12 protein-coding genes are annotated in these 14,057 nt (G+C 59.8%); all 12 read right to left on the reverse strand.

Annotation, left to right across the window (positions count from 1 at the left end; genetic code table 11):
• Positions 1-282: 282 nt before the first annotated feature.
• Genes murB through mraZ form a run of 12 tightly spaced genes read right to left on the reverse strand, consistent with a single transcriptional unit; the run spans position 283 to position 13,938 of the window.
• On the reverse strand, positions 283-1,245 hold the full coding sequence (gene murB / locus WA367_RS11040; protein ID WP_336056789.1) for a UDP-N-acetylmuramate dehydrogenase: 963 nt from the start codon (positions 1,243-1,245) through the stop codon (positions 283-285).
• On the reverse strand, positions 1,242-2,639 hold the full coding sequence (murC, locus tag WA367_RS11045; RefSeq protein WP_336056790.1) for a UDP-N-acetylmuramate--L-alanine ligase: 1,398 nt from the start codon (positions 2,637-2,639) through the stop codon (positions 1,242-1,244). Before murC ends, murB begins: the two co-directional genes overlap by 4 nt.
• Positions 2,636-3,763: an undecaprenyldiphospho-muramoylpentapeptide beta-N-acetylglucosaminyltransferase gene (gene murG / locus WA367_RS11050; RefSeq protein ID WP_336056791.1), complete on the reverse strand. Its 1,128-nt coding sequence runs from the start codon at positions 3,761-3,763 to the stop codon at positions 2,636-2,638. The genes murC and murG overlap by 4 nt, the downstream gene beginning before the upstream one ends.
• 1 nt (position 3,764) lies before the next feature.
• Positions 3,765-4,919 (reverse strand): putative lipid II flippase FtsW, encoded by a 1,155-nt coding sequence (gene ftsW, locus WA367_RS11055; RefSeq protein ID WP_336056792.1) that lies wholly within the window; start codon positions 4,917-4,919, stop codon positions 3,765-3,767.
• Positions 4,916-6,319, reverse strand: coding sequence for a UDP-N-acetylmuramoyl-L-alanine--D-glutamate ligase (gene murD, locus WA367_RS11060; protein ID WP_336056793.1), 1,404 nt, complete (start codon positions 6,317-6,319; stop codon positions 4,916-4,918). Before murD ends, ftsW begins: the two co-directional genes overlap by 4 nt.
• Positions 6,320-6,329: 10 nt before the next feature.
• Positions 6,330-7,412: a phospho-N-acetylmuramoyl-pentapeptide-transferase gene (gene mraY, locus WA367_RS11065; protein ID WP_336056794.1), complete on the reverse strand. Its 1,083-nt coding sequence runs from the start codon at positions 7,410-7,412 to the stop codon at positions 6,330-6,332.
• A gap of 21 nt (positions 7,413-7,433) precedes the next feature.
• Complete coding sequence (locus WA367_RS11070) at positions 7,434-8,867, reverse strand: UDP-N-acetylmuramoyl-tripeptide--D-alanyl-D-alanine ligase (protein WP_336056795.1); 1,434 nt, start codon at positions 8,865-8,867, stop codon at positions 7,434-7,436.
• Complete coding sequence (locus WA367_RS11075; RefSeq protein WP_336056796.1) at positions 8,864-10,315, reverse strand: UDP-N-acetylmuramoyl-L-alanyl-D-glutamate--2,6-diaminopimelate ligase; 1,452 nt, start codon at positions 10,313-10,315, stop codon at positions 8,864-8,866. The genes WA367_RS11070 and WA367_RS11075 overlap by 4 nt, the downstream gene beginning before the upstream one ends.
• Before the next feature lie 55 nt (positions 10,316-10,370).
• Positions 10,371-12,077 carry a peptidoglycan D,D-transpeptidase FtsI family protein gene (locus WA367_RS11080; protein ID WP_336057116.1) on the reverse strand — a complete coding sequence of 569 codons (1,707 nt, stop codon included), beginning with the start codon at positions 12,075-12,077 and terminating at the stop codon, positions 10,371-10,373.
• A 5-nt stretch (positions 12,078-12,082) separates the two neighbouring features.
• Entirely contained in the window at positions 12,083-12,445 is a 363-nt protein-coding gene (gene ftsL / locus WA367_RS11085) for a cell division protein FtsL (protein WP_336056797.1), read from the reverse strand.
• Between the two features lie 6 nt (positions 12,446-12,451).
• Positions 12,452-13,474 (reverse strand): 16S rRNA (cytosine(1402)-N(4))-methyltransferase RsmH, encoded by a 1,023-nt coding sequence (gene rsmH / locus WA367_RS11090; protein ID WP_336056798.1) that lies wholly within the window; start codon positions 13,472-13,474, stop codon positions 12,452-12,454.
• On the reverse strand, positions 13,471-13,938 hold the full coding sequence (gene mraZ / locus WA367_RS11095) for a division/cell wall cluster transcriptional repressor MraZ (RefSeq protein ID WP_336056799.1): 468 nt from the start codon (positions 13,936-13,938) through the stop codon (positions 13,471-13,473). The genes rsmH and mraZ overlap by 4 nt, the downstream gene beginning before the upstream one ends.
• Positions 13,939-14,057: the final 119 nt, after the last annotated feature.

Genomic DNA, 14,057 nt, shown 5'->3' on the forward strand with positions numbered 1-14,057 from the left:
CGCTTAAGTCCTCGATTTATAGCGCACGCAACCTTGCGCCTGCCTTGCAGACGCCGGTACGCCCTAACCCACTGAAACTGGCGATAAACGGATACCGGCAAGCGCCGCTGCAACCGCCCCCGAGACCAACCGACTCAAATCAGTCAGTGCTGATGCCTAAAGAATCAGAGACTTGATTCCGTGACAAGAGCCGGAGATTCCGAACGATTCAAAAAATAATAAAAATGACTAAATGAAGCGCGCTTCGCATGGATCTGGCCACGAAGCACTGGCTATAGACAACTAAAGCATCTGTCCGAGGAAGGGCTCGACTTCGCGGCCCGGCTGAAACTTGCCGATGCGCTTGATCTCCCAATGCAGCCTGATGCCGGAATGCTCCAGCACGCGGGCGCGAACGGTCTCACCCAGACATTCCAAATCATATCCGGTCGCATTGCCGGTATTGATCATGAAGTTGCAGTGCATGGGCGACATCTGCGCTCCGCCGATCATCAGCCCCCGACATCCGGCCTTGTCGACTTCCTTCCAGGCAGAAGTTCCTTCGGGGTTCTTGAAAGTGGAGCCTCCGGTCTTCTCCCGCACGGGCTGCACTGTTTCGCGATGATGCTGTACCTCGTCCATAGCCTTGCGGATTTGGTTGGGATCTTCCCGGTACCCTTCCAGAAGCGCGGACGTGAAAATCAGATCAGCCGGCGCCTCCGATCTCCTGTAGGAATAACCCATCTCTTCGCGCGTCAGAACGTGCCGGTTTCCCTGGCGATCAAGCGCTCGCACTTCGACGACGCGCTCGCAGGTTTCCACGCCGTTGGCGCCACCATTCATCCGAAGCGCGCCACCAAGTCCACCCGGGATACCGTGGAAGAAGTGAAAACCGCCGATTCCTGCTTCCTGAGCCTTCGCAGCCAATCGCTTGTCAGGCAGGGCAGCACCCGCTTCAAGCTGCGTATCCGACTTCTGATCGACCCATCCGAAGCCCTTGGCCGAAAGCCGCACGACAAAGCCATCCAGCCCGCCATCGCGCACCAGAAGATTGGAGCCTATGCCGACCAGTGTGATGGGTATCTCTTCCGGCACCACACGCAGTAACTCGGCCAGGTCTTCCTCATCCTGCGGCTGGAATAATGCTTCCGCAGCGCCGCCGGTCCTGAACCAGGTGATCTTGTCCATGCCGGCATTGGCGACCAGCTTGCCACGCAGGCCCTTTAGTCGATCCCCCAGACGTTCGATCAGGTTCTGACCGCTCATCCGTTAAGTTCTCCCGGCAGCGCATAGGCCCACTGCGTGATGTTGCCCGCCCCGAGAAAGACCACGAAGTCTCCGGGCTTGGCGATTTCGCGGATAAGCGGCGCAATCGCCTCCGGTCCCTCGATGTAGCGTGCATCCCGATGCCCGCCTGCACGGATATTGGCGACGAGCGATGGTGAATCTGCACCTTCGATCGGTTCTTCACCGGCCGTGTAGACAGGCGCCACCAGCACCGTGTCGGCTTCATTGAAGCAGGCGGAGAAGTCGCTGAAGAGGTCGTGAAGCCGCGTATAGCGGTGTGGCTGAGCGATAGCGATAACGCGGCCCGAAGTCGCCTCGCGCGCAGCTTTCAGCACCGCCCGAATTTCCACGGGATGATGACCGTAATCGTCGAATATCTCCACACCGTTCCATGTGCCGGTATGAGTAAAACGACGTTTCACGCCGCCGAAGGAGGCCAGCCCCTTGCGGATGTCGTCTGCCGACACGCCCAGCTCATGCGCGACCGCGATTGCCGCCACGGCATTCGACACATTGTGTCGGCCGGGCATGGGCAGGCGCAGACCTTCCAGGAGCGTTACCTCGTCACCACGACGTGCTCGGATGCTGACATCGAAAACCGAGGTCGCTCCATCCATGCGATGGTTGGAAAAGCGCACAGCGGCCTGCGGGTTCTCGCCATAGGTTACCACGCGCCGATCCTCGATATGGCTGACGAGCGCCTGCACTTCCGGATGGTCGATGCACATCACGCCGAAGCCATAGAAGGGGACATTCTCGACAAACTGACGGAATGCCGCGCGCACCTTGTCGAAGGAACCGTAATGGTCGAGATGTTCGGGATCGATATTGGTCACCACCGCGATTTCGGCAGGCAGCTTAAGGAATGTGCCGTCGCTCTCATCGGCCTCGACCACCATCCAGTCGCCCTTGCCCATGCGTGCATTGGTGCCATAGGCGTTGATGATGCCGCCATTGATAACCGTCGGATCAAGCCCGCCAGCATCCAGAAGCGCCGACACCATGGAGGTGGTGGTCGTCTTGCCATGGGTGCCACCAATCGCGACCGCCTGGCGGAAACGCATGAGTTCTGCGAGCATCTCCGCACGGCGCACAATGGGCAAAAGCTTCTCGCGCGCGGCCTGATATTCCGGGTTGGTCTTCTTGATGGCTGTCGAGACGACCACGACTTCGGCATTTTCGAGATTTTCGGCTGCATGACCGACAAATACGCGGATGCCCTTGTCGCGCAGCCGCGTGACATTCGCGCTTTCAGCCTGGTCCGACCCCTGCACCTGATAGCCGAGCGTGTGCAGCGCTTCCGCGATGCCGCTCATGCCGATGCCGCCAATGCCGATGAAATGAACGACGCCGATGGTCTGCGGCATTTTCATGAGGTGGTATCCTTCCTGAATTCTTCGCTAGCGCGCCCCTGTGCCACCTGTTCGGCCAGATCTGCAAGCCTTTTGGCTGCATCCGGCTTACCTGATGACCTTGCAGAAGCGGCAATGCGCTGCAGCGCCTGAGGTTCCTGCATTTTGGAGGCGATGAAGGCGCTGAGTTTCTGCGCATCCAGCTCCGCCTGCGCCACGATTTCGGCACCTCCTGCCTGCGCAAGGGCCGCAGCATTCGCAGCCTGATCATGGTCCAGCGCATATGGATACGGCACCAGAAGCGCCGGACGTCCGATGGCCGAAATCTCCGAAACAGTGGATGCGCCGGATCGTGAGATCACGAAATGCGCCGCGGCAATGCGTTCCGCCATATTGGAGAAGAAGGGCGAAATCTCCGCCTCTACGCCCAACCGGGCATAATGGGCGCGAACCTCGGCCTCATCTTCCGTGCGTGCCTGCTGGACAATCTTCAGATGTTGCCGAAGATTCTCAGGGAGCTGCGAAACCGCTTCGGGTACAGCCTCCGAGAAGAAGCGGGCCCCTTGGCTCCCACCAAAAACGAGAAGATGAAATGGCTCTCCCTCGCCGGGTGCCTTGTACCCAAGCTTCATTGCATCGAGGACTGCAGGGCGCACCGGGTTGCCGGTGACAACGGTCTTCTGTGGAAATGGACCGCCGCCCTGCGGCAGAAAGCCGCCCGCAATCGCATCCACACGAGACGCAAGCGCCTTGTTTGCCCGGCCCATGACGGCATTTTGCTCATGGATCATCGTCGGGATTTTCTTACGCGATGCAGCGAAAAGCGGCGGAATGGTCGGATAGCCGCCAAAGCCGATGACCACAGCGGGCTTCACCCGCTCAAGAAGCGCGGAGGCCTGACGGTAACCGCGCCAGATCGTCATCAGGCTGCGCAGAATGGCGAGGGGATTCTTGGAGCCGAAGGTCGCTGCATCGACGCGATGCACGTCGTCGGCGGGAAAATCCGACGCGAAACGGGCTGCGCGCTTGTCCGTCACCAGTTGCACGGACCATCCTCGCGCCTTCAATTCATGCGCCAGCGCTTCGGCCGGAAAGAGGTGGCCGCCGGTCCCACCGGCGCAAAGCAATGCCGTCTTGTTCTGCATGTCAGCCTGCCGCCGCTGCCCGTGTACCCAGGCCGCTCATGCCCGGTGTAACACGCCGTTGCGGTTTGCGCCGCGAAAGCGCGAGCACAAAGCCCATGGAGATGGCCATCGCAATCAACGAAGAGCCGCCATAGGAGATGAAAGGCAGCGTCATGCCCTTGGCAGGCATCATGCGTACATTCACGGCCATGTTGATGATGGACTGGAAACCGAACAGGATAACCAGACCGCTCAACGCGTATCGCGTGAAATCATCCGTTTCGCGCCGTGCAAGATAGAGCCCGCGCAGCACGATAAACGCAAATAGCGATACGATGACAAGGCACATGATCAGTCCGAATTCCTCACCCGCCACCGCGAACACGAAGTCTGTGTGACTGTCGGGCAGGATGCGCTTGACCGAGCCCTCGCCCGGCCCCTTGCCCAGCCATCCGCCCCGCGTCAGTGCCTCAAGGCTCATATCAACCTGATAGGTATCGCCTTCGCCGGTGACGAATCGGTCAATGCGATCAGCCACGTGGGGGAACGTCGCATAGGCGGCAAATGCGCCGCCGATACCCACGGCGCCGAGCAGCAGGATCCATAGCCAGGGCATTCCGGCAATGAAGAACATCGCGCCCCAGGTGCCAAGCACCAGCATTGTCTGCCCAAGGTCCGGCTGCGCGACCAGCAGGGAGACAACCAGGCCCAACAGGATCATTGCAAAGAGATTACCCGGGATTTCCGGCTGACGGGCATGTTCGGCAAAAAGCCATGCGCAGATCACCACGAAAGCGGGCTTGAGATATTCCGACGGCTGGATCGATACGCCAAAGACATAGAGCCAACGGCGCGAGCCCTTGACCTCCATGCCGATAAAGAGTGCTGCGACCATCATGACCAGCGCACCCGCCAGCATGAGAAGCGCGAAGCGCCGCACATGGCGCGCATTGAGGAACGAAATACCGATCAGCGCCACCAGCGCAGGCACCATGAAGAAAACCTGACGGGTGACAAAGTGGAAACTGTCGAGCCCGATGCGCTCGGCAACGGCAGGACTTGCAGCAAAGGAAAGCACGACCCCGAGCCCCATCAGCATGAGAAATGCTGCAAGAAACCACCGATCGACAGTCCACCACCACGTGGCGACAAGGCTACGGTCCGTACGGCTGATCACGTCTCGCTCTCCCCGATGAGCTCGACTCCGGGCTGCGCCAGCACCGCCTTGCGGAAGGCATCACCCCGGACCTCGAAATTTCTGAACTGGTCAAAACTCGCACAAGCTGGCGATAACAGAACAACAACTTCACCAGCGCCGTCGGATGCCGCATCGCGAGTCGCATGTTCGACAGCGGCTTCTATGGTACCCGAAATTTCATAAGGCGTCGCCTCGCCCAATGTGGCCGAAAAGGCCGGTGCCGCCTCGCCAACGAGATAGGCTTTTGCCACGCGCGGAAAGAGCGGGCGCAAACTCTCGATGCCGCCTTGTTTCGGCAAGCCGCCGACGATCCAGTATATTCGGTCAAAGCTCGACAATGCCGGAGCAGCAGCTTCCGCGTTGGTCGCCTTGGAGTCGTTGACGAAAAGCACATTTCCCTTCCGCCCGACCTGTTCCATGCGATGCGCCAGACCCGGGAAGGACGCAAACCCGCTCTGGATCTCCTCGTGAGAAAGCCCGCACTGCGCGCAGGCGGCAAGTGCCGCCAGAGCGTTCTGCGCATTGTGCCGACCGCGCAGCGAGCCGATGCCGGAGAGCGATATTACTGGGCGCGCCTCCCCATTTCGGGCAAGAAACAAGGCAGAACCTTGCGCGTAATAGCCATTGTCGAGCGTATCTGCGGCTGAGATGCGGACGATCTTGCGCCCCTCCGTCTCAAGCCTGTCCGCAATCGCGCGGCACCAATCGTCATCCACTCCAAGGATTGCGCAATCACTTCCCGCAACCAGCCGCTCCTTGATGGCAGCATAGTTTTCCATCGTACCATGGCGGTCGAGATGGTCCGGCGACAGGTTCAGCAGAACACCAGCCGAAGGCTTGAGCGAGGGCGCCAGATCAATCTGATATGAGGAACACTCCACCACATAATGGCGCTCAGGCGTCGGCTCATCCAGCGTCATGACCGCACGGCCGATATTCCCGCCCATCTGGCTGTCACGCCCGCTTGCCTTGAGAACATGGGCGATGAGAGCGGTCGTCGTGGACTTGCCGTTTGTCCCGGTTATGGCAACCAGGGGAGCATCCGGTGCATGTTGAGCACGTTCGAGCGAGAAGAGCTCGATGTCACCGATCACCGGCACATTCGCGGCGCGCGCCAGATCGACGCTCCAATGCGGGCGAGGATGTGTCAGCGGCACCCCGGGCGCCAGCACAAGCGCATTTGCCGTTTGCCAATCGAACTCCCGCAGATCTCGGGTCTCGATTCCCTCCGCCTTGGCCTTGCCCACGCTTTCGGGGTTGTCGTCCCAGGCCACCACCCGCGCACCGCCTGAAACAAGCGCAAGGGCCGTGGCAATGCCGGAGCCCCCGAGCCCGAAAAGCGCAACGGTTTTTCCTTTGAAGGTGGAAGCAGGGATCATCGCCGTCCGCCTAGCGCAACTTCAGCGTGGACAGACCGATCAGGGCCAGCACCACGGATATGATCCAGAAGCGGATCACCACCTGGCTTTCCGTCCAGCCCAGCTTCTCGAAATGGTGGTGGATCGGCGCCATCAAAAACACGCGCTTGCCCGTCATCTTGAACACGGCAACCTGAATGATGACCGAGAAGATCTCGATAACGAAAAGGCCGCCGATAATGGCGAGAACGATCTCGTGCTTGGTCGCCACGGCGACCGTGCCGATAAGGCCACCGAGTGCAAGCGATCCTGTATCGCCCATGAAGATTGCAGCAGGCGGCGCATTGAACCACAGGAAGCCGAGGCCCGCGCCGATCACCGCGCCAAGGATTACTGACAGTTCACCTGTTCCCGGAACGAAGTGGATCTGCAGGTAGTCCGCAAAAATCGCGTTGCCCGAAAGATATGCGATCACGCCAAACGAAGCTGCGGCGACCATGACGGGTACCGTCGCCAGACCGTCCAGACCATCGGTCAAATTAACAGCATTGCCCGCTCCCACGATGACGAAAGCCGCAAAGGGGATGAAGAACAGCCCCAGATTGATGATCAGTTCCTTCAAAAACGGGAATGTCAGGGAAGAGGAAAACGGCTCTTGTCCGACATTCATGATCGCATAGGCGGCAATACCTGCGATGAGGAATTCGAGCAGGAGACGGACCTTGCCTGAAAAACCGAGATGCGACTGTTTGGTAACCTTGAGATAGTCGTCATAGAAGCCGATGGCGCCGAAGCCGAAAGTGACCATCAAGGTCACCCATACATAGACGCTGCCAAGATTGGCCCAGAGCATCGAGGAACCGATAATGCCGCTCAGGATCATCAGCCCGCCCATTGTTGGCGTGCCCGCCTTCTTGAAATGGGTCTGGGGCCCATCGGCGCGTATCGGCTGGCCCTTGCCCTGGCGCACGCGAAGCGAATTGATGATCATCGGACCGAACAGGAACACGATAAGCGCCGAAGTGATCAGCGCGCCGCCGGTACGGAATGTGATGTAGCGGAAAATGTTGAACGCCGTGAATTCATCGGCGAACTGCACGAGAAGCATAAGCATGGTCTGTTCCTCTCGCGCTTTCTACTGCGCCGACTTTTCAGCCGAAGCCGACGAGAAGTGCTTCAGCAGCACGTTGACGAGCCGGGCAAAGCCGATACTCTTGGAAGCCTTCATCATGATCGTATCCCCTGGCTGTACCGTTTCGAGAAGCAGCGGCTCGAGTTCGTCCGCATTCTCACGGTATTCCACTGTCACCCCCTCCGGTGCACTGTCAGCCAGTGCCTTCATTTCCTTGCCTGCCAGAAGCAGGAGATCAACTTCGCTTTCCGCGACGATGCCTCCCAGCGCTTCGTGCAGTTTGGCGGAATGGCTGCCAAGCTCAAGCATATCGCCAAGCACGGCTATGCGCCGACCACCATTCTCCTTCGGTGCCGCAGCAAGTACCTGCATTGCAGCACGCATGGAAGCCGGATTTGCATTATAGCTTTCATCTATAAGCGTGAAGGTGCCGGCACCCCGGCGCAACTCATGGCGCCGCCCACGCCCCTCTTCGGCAGAAAAGCCAACCATTGCCTGCGCTACAGTTGCCAGATCAGCACCCGCGAGATGTGCCGCGCCGATTGCGGCCAGTGCGTTCTGAACCATGTGACGGCCAGGCGCACCAATGCGCAGCAGCGCCTCCTGCCCTGCAGCCTTCATCTCGACGACGGAGCGGTCCCCCTCGCCGACATGGCGGATCAACTTGAACTGCGCGCGCTGATGCTCGCCAAAGCCCCAGATATTATCGATCCCTGCATCAGCGGCTATCTGCGACAGGAGCGCCCAGCGCTGATCGTCACGATTAATCAGGGCATGACCGCCAGGAACCACGCCCGAGAAGATCTCGCCCTTGGCACGCGCGATCTCATCAAGGCTTTTGAAATGCCCCAGATGTGCCGCGGCAACAAGCGTGACGATTGCGATTTCCGGACGCACCAGCTTGACCAGTGGCGTGATTTCGCCTGGATGGTTCATGCCGATTTCAAAGACGCCGTAGTCGCAATCCGCCGGCATCCGCGCCAGCGTCAGCGGCACGCCCCAGTGATTGTTGAACGACTTGTCCGCCGCATGCACCGTTCCAACGCTGGACAGGATGTGGCGCAGCATCTCCTTCGTGGTCGTCTTGCCGGCAGAACCGGTAACAGCAATGACCCGCGCGCGTGAACGCTTGCGTGCAGCCGCACCCAGGTCCTCCAGCGCCTTCAGAACATCCGGAACAACCAGCTTCGGCACGGACAGGCGGCCAAGTGCCGGCACCTTTTCCTCGGATACGACAAGCAGCCCCGCACCGGCAGCCATGGCCGCGGTTGCGAAATTGTGGCCGTCGAACTTCTCACCTTTGATGGCAAAAAAGGCCTCACCGCGCTGCAGGGTCCGAGTATCTATGGAAACACCCGTCACACCTTCGGGCATCGCTCCCCAAGGACGCCCGCCGGTTGCGTCGATCAGTTCCTGTGCAGTCCAGAGATGGTTCAATCCACATTCTCCCCGAGAGCGCGTCGGACTTCTTCATGGTCGGAGAAATGATGCTTCTGTCCGTTGATTTCCTGCCCGACCTCATGCCCCTTGCCGGCAACAATCAGCGTATCGCCTTCTTCAAGCAGCCCAACAGCAGTGCGGATCGCTTCCCGCCGATCACCAATTTCCTGCGCATCCGGAATGGCGTCCATGATCGCTGCACGGATCGTGGCCGGATCTTCCGAGCGCGGATTGTCATCCGTTACGATGGCAATATCAGCCAGACGCCGGGCGATCTCGCCCATGATGGGACGTTTGCCCGCATCGCGGTCGCCGCCACAACCGAAGACGACCACCACCCGACCGGTGGTGAAGGGACGCACGGATTTCAGCACATTCTCAAGCGCTTCGGGCTTGTGCGCGTAATCGACATAGATCTGCGCCCCGTTGGAGGCTGTGCCCACAAGCTCAAGCCGTCCGGACGCGCCTTTGAGATGCTCCAAGGCCTTTAGCGCCGTCGCGGCATCCAGCCCGGTCGCGATTGCCATTCCGGCCGCAACAAGAGCGTTCGCAATCTGGAAATCACCGGCAAGCGGCAGATCGACTTCGTAAATCTCGCCGCCGTGCTGTATCTCGGCTCTCTGACGATGGCGCTCATGTTCCACCCGCTTGAGGGCCAGATAGTCGCCCTTGCGACCAACGGTCAGAACATTGAGGCCAGCATCCTTTGCGGCCTTGATCGTTGGCTCACTCCAGACATCATCTGCGAAAGTGACCGCAGGAGCGCCTTTCTCCATCAGCGTGTCGAAGAGGCGCATCTTTGCGCGATGATAATCCTCCACCGTGGGATGATAGTCCATATGGTCGCGGCCAAGATTGGTGAAGCCGGCTGCTGCGAGGCGCACTCCGTCCAGCCTGCGTTGCGACAAACCATGGCTGGACGCTTCCATTGCCCCATGAGTGACACCTTCGGATGAAAGCGTGCTGAGTAACTCGTGCAGCGAGATCGGGTCCGGCGTTGTCAGCTCACCATATTCATCCCGCCCCGGCGCAACGACACCGGTCGTGCCGATGCTTGCCGCCTTGAGCCCTGCCTGCTCCCAGATCTGGCGCGTGAAAGAGGCAACTGACGTCTTTCCGCTGGTGCCGGTTACGGCAACCATGGTCGCAGGCTGGCCGCCATGGACGCGAGCGGAGACAAGCGCGAGTGCGCGGCGCGGGTCGTCAACCTCCAGCACAGGAATTTCGAGATCACCACCCAGAGAACCGGGCGCACAGACAATGGCCGCAGCGCCCTTTCCAGCCGCATCGCGTGCAAATTGAGCGCCGTCCGTCTTTACCCCCGCCAATGCGAAGAAAAGGTCGCCGGCTGCGACCTTTCGGGAATCGAAGGCTACCCCATTGATGGTCACGCCTTCGGATTTGGCGTCCAGAGGCAGAATATCGGCAAGTTCACGCAGTTTCATCGTGTCCCAACAATTTCATGATCCAGCCCCCCGGCCCTGCTCTGCCATGCCGGACTCACTGTGTCGAGACCAGCAAAGCCTCCGCTTCATGACCGAAATCGGGCTTTACGCCAAGTAAGGGCGCGGCGCGGCGAATTATGTTGTGGACCATTGGCGCTGCATTCAGGCCGGCAGTCGCACCAATTCCTTCCCGTTCCGGCTTGGGCTCGTCAATGATCACAAGCACAAGATAATCGGGGTCGTTGATCGGGAATCCGGCGATGAAGGCATTGAATCGCACATCCTTGGAATAGCGGCCATTGATCACTTTCTCTGCAGTACCGGTCTTGCCGCCGACATTGTAGCCCTCGACATCCGCGCGACGACCGGAGCCCTTCTCCGAATTCAGCCTGAATAGATAACGCATCTGCTCGCTGGTGCGTTCGGAAATGACCTGCGTGGCAACTTCCATAGCCTCTTCCTCACTGCGCTTGAGGAAAGTCGGAGGGATGAGCTTGCCGCCATTGATCATTGCCGCGCCGGCAACTGCTGTCTGCAGCGGAGTGGTCGCCATACCGTGACCATAAGAAATCGTCACTGAGTTCAGCTTCTTCCATTCCGCTGGCTCGGTCGGACGCGCAACCTCAGGCAACTCGGTGTCCATGCGGTCCAGCAGGCCGATGCGCTTGAGAAACTCGCGATGCCCCTCGATGCCCACCACATCCGCCATCTTCGCCGTGCCAATATTGGAGGAGTAGATAAACACCTCGGGCACGCTCAGCACGCGGCGCTTGCCGTGGAAGTCGTTGATCGTGAACCGGCCGAAGCGCAGCGGGCGTGAGGCGTCAAAGCTGTCATTGATGGATACCAGCCCGGAATCCAAGGCCATCGCGGTTGTGAAGACCTTGAAGGTCGAACCCATCTCGAAAACGCCGGCACTCATGCGGTTAAGCCGGTCCTTGTCGAGCGCATTGTGGGGATTGTTCGGGTCGAAGTCCGGCACGGAAGCCATAGCGACCACTTCCCCGGTACGGGCATTCAGGATAACGCCACCAGCAGCCACCGCCTTGTAGCGGTCCAGCGCGCTGACCAGTTCCTCACGCAGAAGATATTGCACGCGCAGATCAATGGAAAGCTGTACCGGCTCAAGCGTATCGCGGGCGGCAAGGCCGAGTGCCTGAAGGTCAGCAAGCCCCTGCTCATCGACATATTTTTCCATGCCCGCAATGCCCTTGTTGTCGACATTGACGAGGCCGAGAATATGCGAGGCCGTCGGGCCTCCGGGATAGAAGCGGCGCTTTTCCGTTCTGAAGCCAAGGCCGGGGACACCAAGCGCCATGATATCGGCCTGCTGACGCGGGGAGAGCTGGCGCTTCAGCCAGACGAAACCTGCATCGCTGTCCAGGCGGCGATAGGCCTGCTCGTAATCCAGATCCGGCAGAACTGTCAGAAGCTTTTCGATTGCCTCATCCACATCAACGATGCGGCGTGGCTCCGCATAAAGCGATGCGGTCTTGATGTCGGTGGCCAGAACTTCGCCATTGCGGTCCACGAGGTCGGGCCGGGAGGCAGAAGCCTGATTGCTGGGCAGATTTACACTTGGCTCTTCAGCCATGCCCAGATGGACAAGGCGTACCCCGATCGCGGCGTAGATGGCGAATATGACGCCCATGGCCATAACCACGCGTCCATGCGAGCCACCACTGCGACCGCGGCTACCCTCAAGCACAATCCGCCCGTCCTCTTCCCCGGCGCTTAAGCGCTTGCGTCCCAGAAGGCTCATCAGGCTCATTGGACCACACCTCCGGTAATGGTCTGATCCGGCTCCATCCCGTTGACATCTTCCGCAATGGCAGGCTGCGGGAACGGGATGGAAGCCAGGCCATTCACATCGATAATCTGCTTGGGGTCGAGGGCCTTGAGGCCAAGCTCTTCGCCATAGATATCAATAAGTTGCTGCAGATGGCTGGGCTGAGTCAGAAGGCTCCAATCAGCCTTCAGGACGTCGATCTGGTCCTTTTCGAACTCGATCTGACTCTCAAGCTTGGCAATACGCTCCAGCATGGCCTCGGTGTCATGCTTGGACTTGTAGGTAAAGGCTGCCGCTGAAAGCATGACCCCGATCAATACGATATCGCTCGTCCTGAACACGTCGTTTCACCCTGCTTTCCGTGCCGCGGGGACGGTCAGTCCCAGTGCCGGCATACCGAACAAACCAAAATCTTCTTCTGCCGCTGCGGCATGCGTTCGCACCGCGCTGCGCAGCCTTGCCGAACGCGCGCGCGGATTAGCGAGAATTTCATCTTCTGATGGTACCATCGGCTTTGCCGGCTTTTCGAACTGCGACTGCACTTCGTGCATGGCGGGAAGATGCCGCGAGCCGCCCTGCCCGCCGGAACGCGCGGTGAGGAAGCGCTTCACCATGCGATCTTCAAGCGAGTGAAAGGAAACCACGGCCAGAACCCCGCCCGGCTTGAGCGCCCGCTCGGCGGCAAACAGCGCGCGGGCAAGCTCTCCCAGCTCGTCATTGACGAATATGCGCAATCCCTGGAATACGCGTGTAGCCGGATGAATCTTGTCGCCCGGCTTCCTGCCAATCGTCTTTTCCACCACGCTCGCAAGCTCGGCGGTGGTCTCAAATGGCCTCGCCTCGCGACGCTTTTCGATAGCCCGCGCGATGCGTCCTGCATGGCGTTCTTCACCAAGCAGACCAAATATCCGCGTAAGGTCCTGCACCTTGTAGCTGTTCACAACATCAGCAGCACTTGGCCCGACCTGCCCCATCCGCATGTCGAGCGGTCCTTCGAAACGAAACGAGAAACCGCGCTCTGCCTGATCGAGCTGCATGGAGGAAACGCCAACATCCAGCACCACGCCGTCGAGCAAACCATCCGCGAACTGATCAAGGTACGAAAAGCGCCCGTGTTCGAGACGTAGACGCCCCTCGTATCGCTCAACCAGAGACTGGCCCGCCGCGATGGCATCCGGGTCCTGATCGATCGCCACAACTTCGGCGCCACGCTCAAGAATGGCGGTCGTATAACCGCCCGCCCCGAAAGTGCCATCAAGGATGCGCTTGCCACTTGCCGGCTGCAATGCATCAATCACCGGCTGCAGAAGAACCGGAATGTGCCGGGCCGGTCCGCCACCGGCTTCCTCGTCGCCGGGGCCCGCCATCATTCCGATACTCCTGTAGCGGCCGAACCGACCGCCTGCTGCCTGATCTTGCGAAGCCTTTCGCGCACTTGCTCCCCATATTCGCGCAGACGCTTCGGCTCCCATATCTGGAAGAAAAACCCCCGCCCCACAAACGCGACCTCGTCCGCAATCCCCGTATGCTCGCGAATGAAGTCGCTGACCGTAATACGGCCGTCCTGATCCATCTTCACGAAGCCGCCATCGCCGTGGACGAAAAAGGACATGTCGTCCGCCGTCTGAAGAAACGGATCTTCCTGCGCGATGCGCTGCTCGTAACGCTCCAGCAGATCCACACCACCGACATCCATTGCCGGAACATCCAGCGCACGAAGCGCATAGAGATCGCCAAACCCGGTCCGCTGCACGACGCTTCGAAAATGAGCTGGAACCGAGACACGCCCCTTCGCGTCTATCTTGTTGACCGCACTGGATAAAAATCGATCCATGTTCCATCGCGGCCACGCAGCGTGCCCAGCTCTCCATAGTTCCAGATCGGGCGCCCCGACGCCCATTGAGGGAGAATTCCCCGCCCCGTTTAACGGGCGCAAGACGCACCCCACACCCC

Source organism: Nitratireductor sp. CH_MIT9313-5, from assembly GCF_037029545.1.
GTDB lineage: Bacteria > Pseudomonadota > Alphaproteobacteria > Rhizobiales > Rhizobiaceae > Chelativorans.